Source organism: Streptomyces sp. NPDC031340 (genome assembly GCF_055569945.1).
Genome location: NZ_JBVIIE010000006.1, coordinates 113,873 through 132,777 on the forward strand (window position 1 = coordinate 113,873; position 18,905 = coordinate 132,777).

The 18,905-nt window shown below is 71.1% G+C and carries 13 protein-coding genes; 7 read left to right on the plus strand and 6 right to left on the minus strand.

Annotation, left to right across the window (positions count from 1 at the left end; genetic code table 11):
* Positions 1 to 222: 222 nt before the first annotated feature.
* The 6 genes from ACZ5GT_RS06115 to kdpF form a co-directional block, all read right to left on the minus strand.
* Positions 223 to 2,766: a DUF4118 domain-containing protein gene (locus tag ACZ5GT_RS06115; RefSeq protein ID WP_469015083.1), complete on the minus strand. Its 2,544-nt coding sequence runs from the start codon at positions 2,764 to 2,766 to the stop codon at positions 223 to 225.
* Between the two features lies 1 nt (position 2,767).
* Positions 2,768 to 3,451 (minus strand): response regulator, encoded by a 684-nt coding sequence (locus ACZ5GT_RS06120; protein WP_469015086.1) that lies wholly within the window; start codon positions 3,449 to 3,451, stop codon positions 2,768 to 2,770.
* Positions 3,452 to 3,581: 130 nt separating this feature from the next.
* Positions 3,582 to 4,250 carry a potassium-transporting ATPase subunit C gene (locus tag ACZ5GT_RS06125; RefSeq protein ID WP_469015437.1) on the minus strand — a complete coding sequence of 223 codons (669 nt, stop codon included), beginning with the start codon at positions 4,248 to 4,250 and terminating at the stop codon, positions 3,582 to 3,584.
* A 24-nt stretch (positions 4,251 to 4,274) separates the two neighbouring features.
* Entirely contained in the window at positions 4,275 to 6,404 is a 2,130-nt protein-coding gene (gene kdpB, locus ACZ5GT_RS06130) for a potassium-transporting ATPase subunit KdpB (RefSeq protein WP_469015090.1), read from the minus strand.
* On the minus strand, positions 6,401 to 8,065 hold the full coding sequence (gene kdpA / locus ACZ5GT_RS06135) for a potassium-transporting ATPase subunit KdpA (RefSeq protein WP_469015092.1): 1,665 nt from the start codon (positions 8,063 to 8,065) through the stop codon (positions 6,401 to 6,403). The genes kdpB and kdpA overlap by 4 nt, the downstream gene beginning before the upstream one ends.
* Positions 8,066 to 8,072: 7 nt before the next feature.
* A complete protein-coding gene (gene kdpF / locus ACZ5GT_RS06140) occupies positions 8,073 to 8,162 on the minus strand; it encodes a K(+)-transporting ATPase subunit F (protein WP_324785251.1) in 90 nt (29 codons plus the stop codon).
* 586 nt (positions 8,163 to 8,748) lie between these two features.
* Here kdpF and ACZ5GT_RS06145 point away from each other — a divergent pair.
* The 7 genes from ACZ5GT_RS06145 to ACZ5GT_RS06175 all read left to right on the plus strand — a co-directional run bounded on the left by ACZ5GT_RS06145 (position 8,749) and on the right by ACZ5GT_RS06175 (position 18,903).
* Positions 8,749 to 10,704, plus strand: coding sequence for an APC family permease (locus tag ACZ5GT_RS06145; RefSeq protein WP_469015096.1), 1,956 nt, complete (start codon positions 8,749 to 8,751; stop codon positions 10,702 to 10,704).
* Between the two features lie 109 nt (positions 10,705 to 10,813).
* Complete coding sequence (locus tag ACZ5GT_RS06150; RefSeq protein WP_469015103.1) at positions 10,814 to 11,374, plus strand: hypothetical protein; 561 nt, start codon at positions 10,814 to 10,816, stop codon at positions 11,372 to 11,374.
* A gap of 497 nt (positions 11,375 to 11,871) precedes the next feature.
* The gene (locus ACZ5GT_RS06155; RefSeq protein ID WP_469015116.1) at positions 11,872 to 13,350 is read left to right on the plus strand and encodes a sugar transferase; all 1,479 of its coding nucleotides are present in this window, start codon (positions 11,872 to 11,874) and stop codon (positions 13,348 to 13,350) included.
* Between the two features lie 70 nt (positions 13,351 to 13,420).
* Entirely contained in the window at positions 13,421 to 14,737 is a 1,317-nt protein-coding gene (locus tag ACZ5GT_RS06160; RefSeq protein WP_469015124.1) for a nucleotide sugar dehydrogenase, read from the plus strand.
* The gene (locus ACZ5GT_RS06165) at positions 14,727 to 15,992 is read left to right on the plus strand and encodes a glycosyltransferase family 4 protein (protein ID WP_469015131.1); all 1,266 of its coding nucleotides are present in this window, start codon (positions 14,727 to 14,729) and stop codon (positions 15,990 to 15,992) included. The genes ACZ5GT_RS06160 and ACZ5GT_RS06165 overlap by 11 nt, the downstream gene beginning before the upstream one ends.
* Complete coding sequence (locus tag ACZ5GT_RS06170) at positions 15,989 to 17,356, plus strand: Wzz/FepE/Etk N-terminal domain-containing protein (RefSeq protein WP_469015135.1); 1,368 nt, start codon at positions 15,989 to 15,991, stop codon at positions 17,354 to 17,356. Before ACZ5GT_RS06165 ends, ACZ5GT_RS06170 begins: the two co-directional genes overlap by 4 nt.
* Positions 17,353 to 18,903 carry a Wzz/FepE/Etk N-terminal domain-containing protein gene (locus ACZ5GT_RS06175; RefSeq protein ID WP_469015139.1) on the plus strand — a complete coding sequence of 517 codons (1,551 nt, stop codon included), beginning with the start codon at positions 17,353 to 17,355 and terminating at the stop codon, positions 18,901 to 18,903. The genes ACZ5GT_RS06170 and ACZ5GT_RS06175 overlap by 4 nt, the downstream gene beginning before the upstream one ends.
* Positions 18,904 to 18,905: the final 2 nt, after the last annotated feature.

The window sequence follows — 18,905 nt, forward strand, 5'->3', positions numbered from 1 at the left end:
GCTCCCATGAACGGGAGCGACTGCACACGTGCCGTTTCTTACGGGAGGTGCTGTTCAGACGTGCCCCAGCCTCCGCTCAGCGGCTCGGCGAGGCAGAACGTCGTTCGATATCACGAACGGTGTCCGAGTAGCAGACTTCTCGAAAGTTAACGACGCCACGCACCGCGGTCAACCCCCTCGCATCGCCGACCGCGAGACCGTGCCGACGGGCGTCCGGGGTCTTCAGGACGTGGGCGCTGTCGGCAGGTCCTGGTGTTCCGGTCGCCGCTCCGGGGCCGTCGGCACGGCGAGCACCATGGTCAGGCCGCCGCCGGGGGTGTCTTCGGCGGTGAGCGTGCCGCCGATGGCCTCGGCGAAGCCGCGCGCGACGGCCAGGCCGAGGCCGACGCCGAGACCGCGGGGCGAGTCGCCGTACCGCTGGAAGGCTTCGAAGATGCGGTCCTTCGCCTCGTCCGGGACCCCGGGGCCGCGGTCGACGACCCGTACCTCGACCCGGTCGGCGAGGGCGCTCGCCGACACGAGGACCTTTTCCCCCGCCGGGCTGTACTTGACGGCGTTCTCGACGATGTTGGCGACGGCTCGCTCCAGCAGGCCCCGGTCGACGTGGACCATGGGGAGCGTCTCGGGGATGTCGAGTTCCACGCCCGCCTCGGGAACGCCGCCCAGTGCCATGGGCACGACCTCGTCGAGGTCGGTCTCGCGGATGATGGGGGCCACCGTGCCCGTCTGCAGGCGGGACATGTCCAGCAGGTTGCCGACGAGGTGGTCGAGCCGGTCGGCGCCTTCCTCGATGGCCTCCAGGAGCTCCGCCCGGTCCTGTTCGGACCACTCGACGTCGTCGGAGCGCAGTGAGGACACGGCGGCCTTGATGCCGGCGAGCGGGGTGCGCAGGTCGTGGCTGACGGCGGCGAGCAGGGCGGTGCGGATGCGGTTGCCCTCGGCCAGTTCCTCGGCCCGGTCGGCCTCCAGCTGCAGGCGCCGGCGTTCCAGGACGACGGCGGCCTGCGCGGCGAACGCGGCCAGTACCCGGCGGTCGGCGGCTGGCAGCACCCGGCCGCGCAGGGACAGGGCCATGTGGTCGCTGACGGGGACGTCGACGTCCGCGTCCTCCGGGATCTTCGCGGGCCGGGGTCCCACACTGCCGGCGCAGGTCCAGGGCGCGGTCTCGCCGGTCCGCTCCAGCAGGGCCACCGATTCCATGCCGAAGGTCTCGCGGACCCGTTCCAGCAGCGCCTCCAGCGTGGTCTCGCCGCGCAGGACGTGTCCGGCGAGGAAGGAGAGGATCTCCGACTCGGCACGCAGGCGCGCGGCCAGATGGGTGCGGCGGGCGGCGAGGTCCACCACCGAGGCCACCGACACGGCGACCCCGACGAAGATCGCGATGGCGAGGATGTTCTGCGGGTCGGCGATCGTCAGGGTGTGCGTGGGCGGGGTGAAGTACCAGTTGATCAGCAAGGAGCCGGCCAGCGCCGAGGCCAGCGCCGGGAGGAGCCCGCCCAGCAGGGCCGCCGCCACCGTCAGGGTCAGGAACAGCAGCATGTCGTTGGCGAGGCCGATGTCCGAAGTGGCGCCGATGAGGAGCCCGGCGAGCAGGACGGGGCCGAGCAGACCGACGAGCCAGCCCCAGATGACCCGGGACCGTCCCAGGCGCGCTCCGCGCGCCATCGGCAGTCCGCGGCCCTTGCCCGCCGCGTCGTGCGTGATGAGATGGACGTCGAGATCGGGGCCGGACTCGCGGGCGACCGTGGCGCCGACTCCGGGGCCGAAGACGTACTGCCAGTTCTTGCGCCGGGAGACACCCAGCATGATCTGGGTGGCGTTGGCGCCCCGGGCGAAGTCGAGCAGGGCGGCCGGGATGTCGTCGCCGACGACGTGGTGGAAGGTGCCGCCGAGGTCCTCGACCAGGGTGCGCTGGAGAGCCAGTTCCTCCGGGGAGGCGGCGGTGAGGCCGTCGCTGCGGGAGATGTAGACGGCCATGAGCTCGCCGCCGGCGCCCTTCTCCGCCAGCCGCGCGGCCCGCCGGACCAGGGTGCGTCCCTCGGGGCCGCCGGTCAGGCCGACCACGATCCGCTCGCGGGAGCCCCAGATGGTCGTGACGTGGTGTTCGCTGCGGTACTCCTTCAGGTACTCGTCGACCCGGTCGGCCACCCACAGCAGGGCCAGTTCCCGCAGCGCGGTCAGGTTCCCGGGCCGGAAGTAGTTGGACAGGGCCGCGTCGACCTTGTCCGGCCGGTAGATGTTGCCGTGCGCCATGCGGCGCCGCAGCGCCTCCGGTGACATGTCGACCAGTTCGATCTGGTCGGCCCGGCGTACGACCTCGTCGGGGACGGTCTCCCGCTGCCGCACCCCGGTGATCGATTCCACCACGTCGCCGAGCGATTCCAGGTGCTGGATGTTGACGGTGGCGACGACGTCGATGCCGGCGGCGAGCAGTTCCTCCACGTCCTGCCAGCGCTTGGTGTTGCGGGAGCCGGGGATGTTGGTGTGGGCGAGTTCGTCGACCAGGGCGACGGCGGGGGCACGCCGCAGGACGGCGTCGAGGTCCATCTCGGTGAAGACGCTTCCCCGGTACTCGATCTCCCGGCGCGGCACCTGCTCCAGGCCGTGCAGCATCACTTCGGTGCGTGGCCGGTGATAGTGCTCGACGAAGGCGACCACGCAGTCGGTGCCCCGCTCGACGCGGCGGTGTGCCTCCGACAGCATGGCGTAGGTCTTGCCGACGCCGGGGGCCGCGCCGAGGTAGATCCGCAGTTTGCCGCGCGACATGTCAGCCTTCGAAGCGATAGCCCATGCCGGGCTCGGTGATCAGGTAGCGGGGGTGGGAGGGGTCCGTCTCCAGTTTGCGGCGCAACTGGGCCATGTAGACGCGCAGATAGTTGGTCTTGTTGCTCTGGGGAAAACCCCACACCTCCTGGAGGAGGTACTGCTGTGTGATCAGCCGGCCCGGATTGGTCACCAGGATCTCCAGCAGGTGCCACTCGGTGGGGGTCAGCCGGACGTCCCGTCCGTCCCGGACGACCTTCTTGGCGAGCAGGTCGATGTGGAAGTCCTCCGTTTCGACCAGCGCCGTCTCGGGAGTGATCGGCGCGTCCTCGGTCCGGCGGACGGCGGCCCGCAGCCGGGCCAGCAGTTCGTCCATGCTGAAGGGCTTGGTGACGTAGTCGTCGGCACCGGCGTCCAGCGCGGCCACCTTCTCGCCGGACCCCTGCCGGGCGGACAGGACCAGGATCGGCACCCGGCTCCAGCCCCGCAGGCCCTTGATGACGTCGACGCCGTCCATGTCGGGCAGGCCGAGGTCGAGCAGGATCACGTCGGGCTGACGCGCGGCGGCGAGCCGGAGTGCGGTGGCCCCGTCGGGGGCGGCGTCCACGCCGTAGTGACGTGCCTGCAGGTTGATGACGAGGGCCCGGACGAGCTGCGGGTCGTCCTCCACCACGAGCACCCGGGTCATGGCTGTGCCTTTCCTGTCGTACGTCGTGCCGTCCGCACTCCGAGCGCGGCGACCGACTCCATGGCGGCGGGAACCGACGGAACCGGCATGCCTTCCGGGCCGTCGGCTGCCGTGTGGATGCCCGAGGCCCTCAGTGCTTCGACACGAGGTCCTCGAGCGCGATGTTGAGTTCCAGGACGTTCACCCGGGGCTCGCCGATGAAGCCCAGGGTACGGCCCGTGGTGTGGTCCCTGACCAGCTTCTCCACCCGTGCGGCGGACAGTCCGTTGCGCGCGGCGACGCGGCGGACCTGGAGTTCGGCGTAGGCCGGGGAGATGTCCGGGTCGAGGCCGGAGCCCGATGAGGTGACGGCGTCGGCGGGGACGTCCGACGCCTTGACGGTGTGTCCGGGCACGGAGTTGTCCCGGACGACCGCGGCCTTGGCGTCCCGCACCTGCTCGACGAGGGTCCTGTCGTCGGCGGACAGGTTGGTGGCACCGGACAGCAGCAGCTTGTACCGCGTGTTGACGCTGTTGGTGCCGAGCCCGTGCGCCGGGCGGCCCTGGAACCACCTCAGGTCGGGTTCCGCGGTCTCCTGCCCCTTCTTCGACGGCGGGCTGTAGGACTGCCCGATCAGTGACGATCCGACGGCCCTGCCGTCCGCCTCGACCGCGGAGCCGTTGGCCTGGCCGTGGAACAGCCCTTGGGCGACGCCGGTGACGACCAGCGGGTAGACGACACCGGTGACCAGCGTCAGCGCGAGCAGGGCGCGCAGGCCCGCCCCGAGCAACCGGGCGGTGTTGGTGAGGGAGTTGTTCATGGTGATCAGCACGCCTTTGAGAAGTCACAGCCCGGGGACGATGGAGACGAGCAGGTCGATGATCTTGATGCCGACGAAGGGCGCGATCAGTCCGCCGACGCCGTAGAGGACGAGGTTGCGGCGCAGCATCCGGTCCGCGCTCATCGGCCGGTAGCGCACGCCCTTCAGGGAGAGCGGCACCAGCGCGACGATGATCAGCGCGTTGAAGACGACGGCCGACAGGATCGCGGAGTCCGGCGAGGACAGCCGCATGATGTTCAGCTCGTCCAGGCCCGGGTGGACCGCCGCGAACAGGGCCGGGATGATCGCGAAGTACTTCGCCACGTCGTTGGCGATGGAGAACGTCGTCAGCGCGCCGCGGGTGATGAGGAGTTGCTTGCCGATCTCGACGATCTCGATGAGCTTGGTCGGATCGGAGTCGAGGTCGACCATGTTGCCGGCCTCCTTGGCGGCCGACGTACCGGTGTTCATCGCCACGCCGACGTCCGCCTGGGCCAGGGCCGGCGCGTCATTGGTTCCGTCACCGGTCATCGCGACCAGCCTGCCGCCCGCCTGCTCCCGCTTGATGAGGGCCATCTTGTCCTCGGGCGTGGCCTCCGCGAGGAAGTCGTCCACACCCGCCTCCTCGGCGATCGCCTTCGCGGTCAGCGGGTTGTCGCCGGTGATCATCACGGTCCTGATGCCCATGCGGCGCAGTTCCTCGAACCTCCCGCGCATGCCGTGCTTGACGACGTCCTTGAGGTGGACGACGCCGAGCACTCGCGCGCCCTTGGCGTCGTGGACGGCGACCAGCAGCGGGGTGCCACCGGACTCGGAGATGCGGTCGGCCGTGCCGTCCGCGTCCTCGGCGACCGTTCCGCCCTGCTCCTCGACCCAGGCGATGACCGAGGCGGCGGCGCCCTTGCGAACCCTGCGGCCGTCGACGTCCACACCCGACATGCGCGTCTGAGCGGTGAACCCGATCCATTCCGCGTGCGCCAGCTCGCCCTGATGGCGCTCGCGCAGCCCGTACTTCTCCTTGGCCAGTACGACGACGGAGCGGCCCTCGGGCGTCTCGTCCGCGAGGGACGACAGCTGGGCCGCGTCGGCGACCTCTGCCTCGGTGGTGCCCTTCACCGGGACGAACTCGGCGGCCTGTCGGTTGCCGAAGGTGATGGTGCCGGTCTTGTCCAGCAGCAGCGTGGAGACGTCACCGGCGGCCTCGACCGCCCGGCCGGACATCGCCAGCACGTTGCGCTGCACCAGGCGGTCCATGCCCGCGATGCCGATCGCGGACAGCAGGGCGCCGATCGTGGTCGGGATCAGGCAGACCAGCAGTGCCACCAGCACGACCATCGTCAGGTGCGTGCCGGCATGGTCGGCGAGCGGCGGCAGGGTGGCGCAGGCCAGCAGGAAGACGATGGTCAGCGAGGCCAGCAGGATGTTCAGCGCGAGCTCGTTCGGCGTCTTCTGCCGGGCGGCGCCCTCGACCAGGTTGATCATCCGGTCGATGAAGGTCTCGCCCGGCCTTGTCGTGATCCTGATGACGATCCGGTCGGACAGCACCTTCGTGCCACCGGTCACCGCGGACCGGTCACCGCCGGACTCGCGGATGACCGGGGCGGACTCGCCGGTGATCGCCGACTCGTCCACCGAGGCGACGCCCTCGACGACGTCACCGTCACCCGGGATGATGTCGCCGGCCTCGCAGACCACCAGGTCGCCGATGGCCAGCGCGGTTCCGGGGACCTGCTCCTCCGAGGTGCCGTCGGTGAGCAGCCGGCGGGCGACGGTGTCGGTCTTGGCCTTGCGCAGGGTGTCGGCCTGGGCCTTGCCCCGGCCCTCGGCGACCGCCTCCGCCAGGTTGGCGAAGACGACGGTGAGCCACAGCCAGGCGCTGATGGTCCAGCCGAACCAGTCGCCCGGGTGCCGGCAGGAGAAGACCGTGGTCAGCACGGAGCCGATCCACACCACGAACATCACGGGGGACTTGACCATCACCCGCGGGTCGAGCTTGCGGAAGGCTTCCGGCAGCGACTTGAGCAGCGCCCCGGGGTCGAAGAGGCCGGCCCCGACACGGCCCTCGGCGGGCCTGTGCCCGGTGGGTGCGTCCTGGTGGGGCGCAAGGGTGGGAGTGGACATCGCGTCCTCGTGGCTTTCCGTTCGCATCGTCATGACGCCAGCCCCTCGGCCAGCGGGCCCAGCGCGAGGGCCGGGAAGTACGTCAGACCGGTGATGATCAGGATGGCGCCGACGAGCAGTCCGGTGAACAGCGGTTTCTCGGTGCGCAGCGTGCCCGCGGTCACCGGGACCGGCCGCTGTCCGGCGAGCGAGCCGGCCAGCGCGAGGACGAACACCATCGGCAGGAAGCGGCCGAGCAGCATCGCCAGCCCGGTCGTCGTGTTGAACCAGTCGGTGTTCGCGTTCAGACCGGCGAAGGCCGAGCCGTTGTTGTTCGCGGCGGACGTGAACGCGTACAGCACCTCGGACAAGCCGTGCGCACCGGAGTTGAGCATCGAGTGCGGCGGGGTCGGCAGGGCCATGGAGGCCGCCGTGAAGACCAGCACCAGGGCGGGGGTGACGAGGATGTAGCAGGCGGCGAGCTTCATCTCGCGGGCGCCGATCTTCTTGCCCAGGTACTCGGGCGTGCGGCCCACCATCAGACCGGCGATGAACACCGCGATCACCGCCATGATCAGCATGCCGTAGAGGCCGGATCCGGTGCCGCCGGGCGCGATCTCGCCCAGCATCATGCCCAGCATGGCTATCCCGCCGCCGAGGCCGGTGAACGACGAGTGGAAGGAGTCCACCGCACCGGTCGACGTCAACGTCGTCGACACCGCGAAGATCGACGAGCCGCCCACGCCGAAGCGGACCTCCTTGCCCTCCATCGCGCCGCCCGCCGCCTGCAGCGCCGGGCCGTGGTGGGCGAACTCCGTCCACATCATCAGCGCGACGAAGCCCAGCCAGATGGTGAACATCGTGGCGAGGATCGCGTAGCCCTGCTTCACGCTGCCGACCATCAAGCCGAAGGTGCGGGTCAGCGAGAACGGGATCACCAGGATCAGGAAGATCTCGAAGAGATTGGTGAAGGGCGTCGGGTTCTCGAACGGGTGAGCGGAGTTGGCGTTGAAATAGCCGCCGCCGTTGGTTCCCAGCTCCTTGATGGCCTCCTGCGAGGCGACCGCGCCGCCGTTCCACTCCTGCGCGCCGCCCATGAACCGGCCGACCTCGTGGATCCCGGAGAAGTTCTGGATGACACCGCAGGCGACGAGGACCACCGCGGCGACCGCCGCGCCCGGCACCAGGATCCGCAGCGTGCCGCGCACCAGGTCGGACCAGAAGTTGCCCAGCTCGCCCGTGCGGGAACGGGCGAATCCGCGCACCAGCGCCACCGCGACGGCCATGCCCACGGCGGCGGAGACGAAGTTCTGCACGGCCAGACCGGCGGTCTGCACGACGTGCCCCATGGTCTGCTCGCCGGCGTAGGACTGCCAGTTGGTGTTGGTCACGAAGGACACGGCCGTGTTGAACGACTGCGCCGGCCCGACCGAGGAGAAGCCGAGCGAGCCGGGCAGGACGCCCTGGAGACGCTGCAGCAGGTAGAGGAAGAGGACGCCGACGGCCGAGAAGGCGAGGACACCGCGCAGATAGGCGGGCCAGGTCATCCCGGCGTCGGGATCGGCGCCGATGGCCCGGTAGATCCAGCGCTCGGCGCGCAGGTGCCGCTTCGAGGAGTAGACCCGGGCGAAGTAGGCGCCGAGGGGGGCGTGGACGAGCGCCAGCGCGCCCACGAGGGCGAGCAGTTGGAGCACGCCGGCGAATACGGGACCCATTCGGCGCTCAGAACCTCTCCGGGAAGAGCAGGGCGAGGACGAGATATCCCAACAGGGCGACGGCCACGGCCAGGCCGACGGTGTTCTCGGCGGTCACAGCTTCGTCACCCCCTTGGCGACGAGAGCCACCAGCGCGAAACCGGCGAGCACGGTGACGACGAAGGCCAGATCGGCCATCGCGGACTCCTGGAATGAGGTTCGGACGAACGGACGGTTAGAGAGAACCGCCTTCGCAGCCGGGTCAGGAGGTCCGTTGACGGCCCTCTTACGGCGGTCCCCGGGATTTTGACGGAGGCCTTACGCCGCGCCTGCCCCGCAGCAGTGCGCGGGGTCGTCGCGGCCGCCCCGGACGGCACGCGTGCCGGCACCCGGAGCGAGCAGCCCGCGGACCGGCACGCCCTGACTGCGGTACGGCAGGGACTGAACGCATGACGTGACGCTGTGTCTCCCCCTCGGTCCGGCGGCCCGCCCTGGGAGTCCGCACGGCGAAGCAGCGGCGCGAACCGCGAGGACCTCCCCTTTTGCCCCGTGACGGGCATGCACCCGACGATTCCCTAACGGTTTCCTAGCGCCCGCCGGGCATCCTGCTGTGGGCTTGTGCGTCACTCTCTGCTTACGCTGGTGCGGCCGTCCGTGTGATGGCCGAAATTCACCGTCGATCCGTACGCCAGGAGAGCACCCCGATGGTCACCACCGGACATCCGCCGTCCAGCCGCCTGCGGACGTGGATGCTGGAGGGGCTGTCGGACATGGGCCGGCAGGGCGGTCACACCGGGCCGCACGCCGCACCCGAGCCTCCGCACAAGGGCCAGCGCTGGTGGCGGGTGATGTGCCTGACCGGTGTCGACTACTTCTCCACCCTCGGCTACCAGCCGGGCATCGCGGCCCTGGCCGCCGGTCTGCTGTCGCCGATCGCCACCGTCGTGCTGGTCATGGTCACTCTGGCCGGTGCCCTGCCGGTCTACCGCCGGGTGGCGAAGGAGAGCCCGCACGGCGAGGGCTCCATCGCGATGCTGGAGCGGCTGCTGTCGTTCTGGCAGGGCAAGCTGTTCGTCCTGACCCTGCTGGGCTTCGCCGCCACCGACTTCCTGATCACCATCACTCTCTCGGCGGCGGACGCGTCGACCCACCTGGTGCAGAACCCGCACCTCACCAGCGCGCTCCAAGGCCACCAGATGCTCATCACACTCTTCTTGGTGGCCCTGCTCGGTGCGGTGTTCCTGAAGGGCTTCCTGGAGGCGATCGGCGTCGCGGTCGCCCTGGTCGGCATCTACCTCGCGCTCAACGTGGTCGTCGTGATCACCGGCCTGTGGCACGTCCTCACCGCCGCTCACCTGGTCACCGACTGGACCAGTGCCCTGACCGCGCAGCACGGCAACGTCTTCCTCATGATCGGTCTGGCCCTGGTCATCTTCCCGAAACTCGCCCTGGGCCTGTCCGGCTTCGAGACCGGCGTCGCCGTCATGCCGCACGTCCGGGGCGACGCCGACGACACCGAGGAGCACCCCGCGGGCCGCATCCGCGACACGCGGAAGCTGCTCACCACGGCCGCGCTCATCATGAGCGCCTTCCTGATCGCCACCAGCTTCATCACCACGGTGCTGATCCCGGAGAAGGAGTTCAAGGCGGGCGGCCAGGCCAACGGACGCGCGCTCGCCTACCTCGCACACGAATACCTCGGTGGCGCCTTCGGTACGGTCTACGACGTCTCCACGATCGCCATCCTGTGGTTCGCGGGCGCCTCCGCCATGGCCGGCCTGCTCAACCTGATGCCGCGCTACCTGCCCCGCTACGGCATGGCCCCGCACTGGGCGCGTGCCGTCCGCCCCATGGTCATCGTCTTCACCCTCATCGCCTTCCTGGTCACCTGGATCTTCGACGCCAACGTCGACAAACAGGGCAGCGCCTACGCCACCGGCGTGCTGGTGCTGATCAGCTCCGCCGCCATCGCGGTGACCATCGCCGCGCGCAAGGCCGGACAGCACGGCTGGACCGTCGGGTTCGGCGTGATCTCCGTGGTGTTCCTCTACACGACCGTGGTCAACGTCCTCGAACGCCCGGACGGCGTCAAGATCGGCGCCTGCTTCATCGCGGGCATCATGCTGGTCTCGCTGCTGTCCAGGCTGGCCCGCGCGTTCGAGCTGCGCGTGACCGGTGTGACGCTCGACCCGCTGGCGGAACGGTTCATCCGGGACATGGCCCACCGCCGTCTCCGCTTCATCGCCAACGAGCCCGGCCACCGCGACAAGGCCGAGTACCGCGACAAGATCGAGCAGATCCGGGCGGACAACGACATGCCGGAGCGGGACGACTTCGTCTTCGTCGAGGTCACGGTCACCGATCCGTCCGAATTCGAGGCGGGCCTGACCGTCCACGGCGAAATCCTGCACGACCGCTACCGCGTGCTGACCCTGCACTCCGCCTCCATCCCCAACGCCCTCGCCGCTCTGCTCCTGCACGCCAGGGACGTCACCGGCTGCATCCCGCACATCTACTTCGAGTGGACCGAGGGCAGCCCGTTCGCCAACTTCCTGCGCTTCTTCCTCTTCGGCCAGGGCGAGGTCGCCCCGGTCACCCGCGAGGTGCTGCGGGAAGCGGAACCGGACCCCGCCCGCCGCCCTCGCGTCCACACCGGCTGAGGACCGGCTCCGGCGGAGACGTCAGGATCCCGTCAGGATTCACCCTCCCGATGCCAGGTCTCCGTAAGCAGCGGTCGCCGGCCCAGCACAGCCGCCTAGCGTCAGGGGCATGCGTCGGAGCGGACCTTCAGGCCCCGTCGGCGACCGCCACTGGCGTGGCAGCGCCCGGCTCGCCGGAAGCTGCGCCCTGACGTTCTGCGGCCTGAGCCTCCTGGTGGACCGGGCCGCGGGAAGCCTGACGCTTCCCCGCGCTCTGCTCTGGGTGACCCTGTCCGTGGCGGTGGGCGCCGTCCTGCTCCCCCAGCGGGTGAGCGCGGGCCCCGGCTGGCTCGCCGCACGCACCCCCTGTCGCCGGTACGTCGTCCGCACGGACGCCCTGGCCGCCGTGCGGCAATGCGACGGCGTCCGCTCCCACCTGGTGCTGCGGGACGTCCACGGCCACCGGCTGGAACTCGATCCCCGGATCCTGACCGCCAACCCCCTGCTCTGGCACGAGTTCGACACCGGAGTCCGCCGCTCCCTGGAGCACGGGACGCTGCGCACGGGCGCCGGCCTCCTCGACCGGCTGGGCCACCGTATCGACGAGGAGTCGGCGCGGGCGGTGTTCCGGGCGTCGGGCCTTCGCACAGCGAGGACGAGCTGTACGCCACCGTCGCCGCCCACCGGCTGACCCAGGGTGGCCGAGACCGCGCGCCCCGCCCTCGCCTGCGGTCACCGATCCGCGGAACCCCCTCCACGCCTTGAGCACAAATTACCCACAACCCTCTCTTCATACGGGCCCTCATGGTCTAGATTGACCATGCTTCTCCTGATCGACACGAAGCGACCAGTAATGATCTACAGGTCAGGCGCCAGGGAAGGCCGACAGCCGTGTCCCCGGCGCCGGACGTGGGGGTGATCGATTCACGGAGCCCGGAGGGGGCCCGGGCACGGGGAGCACCCGGGGTTTCGACGGGTTCCCGTGCATCTGGAAGGTCCGGCAGGACCGGCAAGTCCGCTGCCGCCAGGGCCAGTTGGCCGAGCGGCTGGATACGGCCGGGATGCCATGCGGGGGAGGGCGGGGGCCTCCCCGGGGAAGGAACAGCGCGGCGTCGGGGGGCGACGGCCCCCTGAGGCGAGGAACCGTGTCGGGCGAACGTCGAACCATTGGGGACCTGGGGGGGTTCTGTGCAACAAGGGGGACAAATCAGCCCATTTCCGTCGGCGCACGGGCGTCTGGCGAACGGGGCGATCAGCCGGCCCGCGATCGACTGGGAACAGCGGTACCGCCATGCCGTGATCACCAGCGATACCGTGGCCACGGCCGCCGTGGTGACGGCGATCGGCGATTTCTTCGGGGCCCGGGACGCGGCCAACTGGCACGAGAAGTGGGGAATCCTCGCGTTCGGCACCGAACTGCTGGTGCTGGGGGCCCTCGCGGTGAGCCGCTCGTGGTCTCCGGCCGTGCTCGGCCAGGGGGCCGAGGAATTCCGCCGGCTCGGACGCTCTCTGTTCACGGCGACCGTCGTACTCGCGCTCGGCGGGATCGCCCTCACCTCGCGCAACATCAAGCTCTGGATCTTCGTCGCGATCCCGGCGATAGCGGTCGTCACCATGGCCGCGCGGTATCTGCTCCGCCTGTGGCTGCACAAACAGCGCAAGGAAGGCAGGTGCCTGCGGCCGGTGCTCGCCGCCGGAAGCCCGGCCACCGTGCGCGACCTGATCACCCGGACCCGCAAGTTCCCGCACCTCGGCTGGCGGGTGGACGCGGTGTGCACGCCGGACGGTCGCGGGGCCGACGATGACCAGCTGGACGGAGTGCCGGTCGTCGGCCGGCTGTCCGACGTCGCCAAGCACGTCCGCCACGACGGCTACCGCGTCGTGGCGGTCACACCGGACGCGCACTGGACACCGGACCGGCTGCGGCGGCTGGCCTGGAACCTCGAGGGCAGCGACGCCGAGATGGTCGTGGCCCCGGTGCTGATGGAGGTGGCCGGCCCGCGGCTGCACGTCGACGCGGTGCTCGGGATCCCGCTGCTGCGGGTCAGCATGCCGACCTTCAGCGGGGGCCGCCGGGCGATCAAGGAGGTCGTCGACCGGGTGGGCGCCGCGGTCCTGCTGGTGCTCTTCGCGCCGCTGATGGTGCTCGTCGGGCTGCTCGTGCTGGCGGACAGCCGGGGCGGGGCGTTCTACCGCCAGCGCAGGGTCGGCAAGGACGGCCGGGAGTTCACCATCGTCAAGTTCCGCACCATGGTCGTCGGGGCGCACGGGGCACGGGCCCAACTGGCCGACCGCAACGAGGGCGCGGGCCTGCTGTTCAAGGTCCGCCGGGATCCGCGGGTGACCCGCGTGGGGGCGGTGCTGCGCCGGTACTCGCTCGACGAGCTCCCGCAGCTCTTCAACGTGCTCACCGGATCGATGTCACTCGTCGGACCGCGGCCTCCGCTGCCGGAGGAGTCCGCCGCGTACGGCCCGGACATCCGGCGGCGGCTGCTGGTCAAGCCCGGGCTCACCGGCCTGTGGCAGATCAGCGGGCGCAGCGACCTGCCGTGGGAGGAGGCGGTCCGCCTCGACCTGCGGTACGTCGAGGACTGGTCGCTCGCCCTGGACACGGTGATCTTGTGGAAGACGCTGCGTGCCGTGCTCCACGGGCAGGGGGCCTACTGATGCGCGCGGGTCGTCCGACCGGCGCGCGGACCGCAGGCCGCAGCGGCCTGCCTGGGGGGAGAGACGGAGCATGAGAGTCAGCGTTTTCGGGCTCGGCTACGTGGGCTGCGTATCAGCCGCCTGCCTGGCCAGCATGGGGCACGAGGTCATCGGGGTGGACGTCAACCCGGTCAAGGTCGACCTGGTCAACGACGGCAAGGCCCCGGTGGTCGAGGAGCGGATCGGCGAACTCATCGACGAGGTCGTGCGGACCGGAGCGCTGCGCGCCACCGGCGACGTCCGCGAGGCGATCGCGGGCAGTGAGGTGTCGCTGGTCTGCGTGGGCACGCCGTCGGAGCCCAACGGCAGCCTGTGCACGACGTACCTGGAGCGGGTCACCGAGCAGATAGGCGCCGCGCTGGCCGAGCGGGGCGGGCGGCAGACCGTCGTGTTCCGCAGCACCATGCTTCCGGGCACCTGCCTGAACCTGCTGGTGCCGATCCTGGAGAAGAGCACCGGCGGCACGGCCGGAGTGGACTTCTCAGTCGCGGTCAATCCGGAGTTCCTGCGCGAGGGCACCAGCGTGCGGGACTTCTTCGACCCGCCCAAGACGGTCATCGGCGAGCTCGATCCGGCGAGCGGCGACGCGGTGGCGGCGCTGTACGACGGCTTGCCCGGCGAGGTGTTCCGGGTGCCGGTCCCGACCGCCGAGGCGGTCAAGTACGCGGACAACGCGTTCCACGGCCTCAAGATCGGCTTCGCGAACGAGCTGGGCGCGGTGTGCCAGGCGCTCGGCGTGGACTCGCACCAGGTGATGGACGTGTTCCTGGCCGACCGCAAGCTGAACATCAGCCCCGCCTACCTGCGGCCCGGCTTCGCCTTCGGCGGGTCCTGCCTGCCCAAGGACCTGCGCAGCCTGGTCCACGCGGCGCAGCGGGCCGACGTCTCGGTGCCCATCCTCTCCCACGTGCTGGCCTCCAACGCCGACCATCTGCAGCGCGCGGTGGACATGGTCGAGCGCACCGGCAAGCGCCGGGTGGGCCTGTTCGGGCTGTCCTTCAAACCCGGCACCGACGACCTCCGCGAGAGCCCGCTCGTCGAGCTGGCGGAGAGACTCTTCGGCAAGGGGTACGACATCAAGATCTACGACGCCAATGTGAGCCTCTCCCGGCTGCTCGGCGCGAACCGCGAGTACATCGAGAGCCGGCTGCCGCATCTCGCGCAACTGCTCGCGGACTCCGTCGACGAGGTGCTCGAACACGCCGAGGTGTGCCTGGTGGGGACCAGGGACCCGGCGGTGCTGTCGTCGCTGCCCCATGAGGACGGACCGCTGATCGTCGACCTCATCCGCCTTCCCGACGCCGAGGCGCGCCGGGCCGAACCGAGGTACATGGGCCTTGCCTGGTAACGCGACCAGCGGCGCCGGACCGGGCCGGCGTGCGCTGATCCTGGTGGAGAACCTGTCGGTGCCGTTCGACCGGCGGGTGTGGCAGGAGTGCACGACGCTGCGCGACGCGGGCTGGGAGGTGCACGTCATCTGCCCCCGGGGCGAGAAGCGGGACACCGAGCCGGAGGCGGTGATCGACGGGGTGCGGATCCACCGCTACCCGTTGCGCGCGGCGACCGGAGGTCCGGCCGGCTACCTGCGGGAATACGGATCGGCCCTGTGGCACACGGTCCGGCTGGCCCGCAAGGTCGGCCCGGTCGACGTGGTCCACGCCTGCAACCCGCCCGACCTGCTGTTCCTGCCGGCACTGTGGCTGAAGCGACGCGGCGCGCGGTTCGTCTTCGACCAGCACGACCTGGTGCCCGAGCTGTACCTCTCCCGGTTCGACCGCGGCGAGGACCTGCTCTACCGCGCCGTGTGCGCGCTGGAACGGCGGACCTACCGGGCCGCGGACATCGTGCTCGCCACGAACGAGAGCTACCGGGACGTCGCGCTGCGCCGTGGCGGCCGGCGGCCGGAGGACGTCTTCGTGGTGCGCAGCGCGCCCGCGGTCGAACGGTTCCGACCGGTGCCGCCGGAGCCGGAGTTGAAGCGCGGCAAGCCTCATCTGTTGTGCTATCTCGGCGTCATGGGCCCTCAGGACGGCGTCGACTACGCCCTGCGGGCCCTCGCGAAGCTGCGCGACGAGCTCGGGCGGACCGACTGGCACGCGGTGTTCGTCGGCGCCGGCGACGCCTTCGACGCGATGGTGGAGCTGTCCCGGCGGCTCGGTCTCGGCGAGCAGGTGCAGTTCACCGGGCGCATTCCGGACGCCGACCTGGTGCGCTACCTGAGCACCGCGGACGTGTGCCTCTCTCCCGACCCGCGCAATCCGCTGAACGACGTGTCGACCATGAACAAGGTCCTGGAGTACATGGCGATGGGGCGGCCGATCGTCTCGTTCGACCTCCGGGAGGCGCGCGTCTCCGCCGGTGACGCCGCCGTCTACGCGCCCGCCAACGACGAGGCCGCGTTCGCCGGGCTCGTCGCGTCCCTCCTCGACGATCCGGAGCAGCGGGCCCGGATGGGCAGGATCGGCCAGGAGCGGATCAGCGGCCCGCTCTCCTGGCGGAATTCGCAAGCGTCGCTGCTCGCCGCCTACGCCGCCGCCTGCCGGGACCATGCTCCGGCGCCGGCACGTGGGCCGGTCCGTACGGGGAAGAGGCCGCTTCATTGAACGATGACACGATCCGCCTGGTCACGATCGGACGGATTCTGAGTCGGCGGTGGCGGCTTCTCGCCGTACTCGCCGTGCTGGGTGCGCTCGTCGGCTACGGCGCCTCGGTGCTGGTGTTTCCGCCGCGGTACACGGCGTCGGCATCGGTGCTGCTGCCGGGGCTGTGGGAGGAGCGCGAACTGCTGACCCAGGTGGACATCGCGACCAGTTCGACGGTGGTCGACCGTGCGGCCGCCACGCTCGGCTGGAAGGACGTCAGCGACGCCGAACTGCGGGATCGGGTGAGCGCCAAGGCCGCCGACGGGAACATCATCAAGATCTCGGGTACGGCCGACACCCCGGAGCGCGCGCAGCGGCTCTCCGACCAGGTGGCCCAGCAGTTCGTCACCTTCGCCACGCGGATCGCGGGCGGCTCCACCGCGCCCGAAGCGGCTACGGAGACCGAGGCGCTGCGGAAGAAGGTGGCGGAGACCAACCGCCGCATCACAGACTTGGCCGACGCGGCCGATCCCGGTCAGACCGTGGAGAGCGTGCAGGCCCGTACCGAGCTGGAGAAACTGCGCACCACGCTGCAGGACGCCATGAAGAAGCTGGACGAGGCCGACCCGGCGGCCAACAAGGCCAACATGGTGGTCATGGGGCCGGCGGCCCGGCCGACGGGCGAGGCACCACCGACCAGGACGCAGCTCATCGCCGCCGGCGCGCTGGTGTTCTTCCTGCTCGCGGTCATCGGTCATCTCGTCGCCGCACGGACGAACCGCCGACTGCGCACCGAAACGGAGATCGCCGCGGCGCTGGGCTCGGCGCTCCTCGGCACCGTCGACGTGCCCGGTGAACGGCGCGCGCACCGGCCGCAGCGCCCCGGCGCACGGGCCCGGATCCGCCGGCTCCTCGGCGTCGACACCCGGTGGGACACACCGGCCCCGCAGAGTTCCGGCGAGGCCGACAGGCAGATCCGCTACCGGCGGGTGTGCGCCCGCCTCCGGGGCAGGCTGCCGGCCCCCCGCCGGCTGCTGGTCGTCGTACCGGAAGGCGACGAGGTCGCCCGCCGGGCCGCCGGGCAGCTCGTCGCCGAGGCCGAGCGCGATCCGCTGCTGCGGGTGGTGGAGGTTTCGGTGGACCGGCCGATCGTGCCCGACCGCGAGACGGAGTCCGGCGCCCTGGTCGTCCTCAGCGCCGGCAACTGGACCGCGGAGGAGCTGGCCGGCATCGCCGAGGCGTGTGCGGACGGCGGGCACGAGGTCGTCGGCGCCGTCGTCGTCGGCACGGTCCGCACCCGTCCGACGCCGGCGGCCGGCCGTCCCTCGGACGAGGCCGCCATGGCGTTCGCGGTTCGCGGTCACGCGACGGGAGGTTCAGTGTGACGACGAGCACGACTTCTCAGTCGTCGGCCGCCACTCCGCTCATCGACCTGCAGGCGCTGGTGGTCGCGGTCCGCAGGCGCCGCCGTCTCTGGGGCGCCCTGGCGCTGCTCGGACTGGTGCTCGGCGCGGCGGTGGCGGTCCTGCTGCCGCCGTCGCCGTCCGCGGTGGCCAAGGTGCTGGTCGCGCACCAGGAGGACCAGCCGAACGACACCGGAACGCTGATCCGCACCGACGTCCAGCTGCTGCAGACCACGCAGATCGCCGGCCAGGCCCTGCGCTCCCTCAAGTCCCCGGAGAAGCCCGAGGACTTCATGAAGGAGTACCGGGGCACCGGACTGTCCAACAACGTGCTCCAGATCGATGTCACGGGCGACACCGACGCGGAAGCCGTGGCCCGGGCCGAGGCACTGGCCGAGGCGTTCGTCGCGGACCACGCGCAGCGGATACGGGACATCGCGGACGCCGAGGCCAAGGGCCTGCTCGACCAGCGGGACCGCCTGCGCAAGCAACTCGCCGACGTCAACAAGGAGATCGGCGGCCGGTCGGCGGACAGCGACCCGAAAGCGGCGGCGAGCCTCGAGTCGCTCTTCGCCCGCCGGGCCGACCTCACCTCGCGGATCGCCGACTTCGGCCAGCGCGCCGAGGAGGCTCGCGTCGGCACGCCCGGGCTCATCGCCGGCACGCAGATCGTGGACGCCCCGCGCGCGGTGCGGCACTCCCTGCCCAAGGCCGTCGTCACCGACGCCGTGGTCGGGCTCGTCCTCGGGCTCTTCCTAGGGCTCGCGCTGGCCGCGGTCGGCGTGGTGGTCGCCGACCGCCCCGTGCTGCGCCGGGACATCGCGGCGAACCTCGGCGCGTCGGTCATCGCGGAGCTGCCCCGCCGGTCGGGCAGGCCGTGGCAGCGCCGGCGGACCCGGGTGGCACGCGAACGGCTCACCGCGACGCTGGCCCGCACCGTGCACGGCTCCGTGGAACCGCTGTCGCTGCTGGAACTCGGCTGTCCGCGCGGCGCGAGCGCGCTCGCCCTGGGCCTGGCCCGGGCACTGGCGGCGGAGGGGCCGGTGGTCGTCGTCGACGGTCTGCCCGGCTCGCGGCTCGCGGACCGCCGGAAGCCAGGAGACCCCACCGTGGTCGGCGGTGAACGTGCCGCGGCCGTGTCGCCCCGGGAGCGCCGGATCGGCGTCGGCTCGGTGGCGCCCGGCACGGCGTGGACGGACCTCCAGTACCTCGGCACCCGGACCGTGCTCGTCGTGCGGGCCGGGCACGGCAGCGCCGCATGGCTGCACACGGTGGCGCGGCAGCTCGCGGACCAGCGCATACCGGTGATCGGTGTGGTGCTGATCGACCCCGATCCGCGTGACCGGACCGACGGCACGCTGTGGGACGGGCTGGGCACCGCGCTGCGCGGCCGGAGCGAGCGGCCGGCCCGGCCGAACGGCGGGGGCGCCTCCCACACCGTTCAGGCAGTGGGGGAAGGACGGCGGCCCGCGGAGCGGCAGCCGATGTGGGCCGCACGGGTCCCGGACGACGACCAGGAGGTGCGGTAGGA

What these genes read in the sequence shown, in the direction of transcription:
- ACZ5GT_RS06145 (WP_469015096.1), top strand. Translation starts at nt 8,749, where the DNA reads ATGGTCACCACCGGACATCCGCCGTCCAGCCGCCTGCGGACGTGGATG.
- kdpB (WP_469015090.1), bottom strand. Translation starts at nt 6,404, where the DNA reads ATGACGATGCGAACGGAAAGCCACGAGGACGCGATGTCCACTCCCACC.
- ACZ5GT_RS06120 (WP_469015086.1), bottom strand. Translation starts at nt 3,451, where the DNA reads ATGACCCGGGTGCTCGTGGTGGAGGACGACCCGCAGCTCGTCCGGGCC.
- ACZ5GT_RS06125 (WP_469015437.1), bottom strand. Translation starts at nt 4,250, where the DNA reads ATGAACAACTCCCTCACCAACACCGCCCGGTTGCTCGGGGCGGGCCTG.
- ACZ5GT_RS06150 (WP_469015103.1), top strand. Translation starts at nt 10,814, where the DNA reads ATGCGTCGGAGCGGACCTTCAGGCCCCGTCGGCGACCGCCACTGGCGT.
- ACZ5GT_RS06160 (WP_469015124.1), top strand. Translation starts at nt 13,421, where the DNA reads ATGAGAGTCAGCGTTTTCGGGCTCGGCTACGTGGGCTGCGTATCAGCC.
- ACZ5GT_RS06115 (WP_469015083.1), bottom strand. Translation starts at nt 2,766, where the DNA reads ATGTCGCGCGGCAAACTGCGGATCTACCTCGGCGCGGCCCCCGGCGTC.
- kdpA (WP_469015092.1), bottom strand. Translation starts at nt 8,065, where the DNA reads ATGGGTCCCGTATTCGCCGGCGTGCTCCAACTGCTCGCCCTCGTGGGC.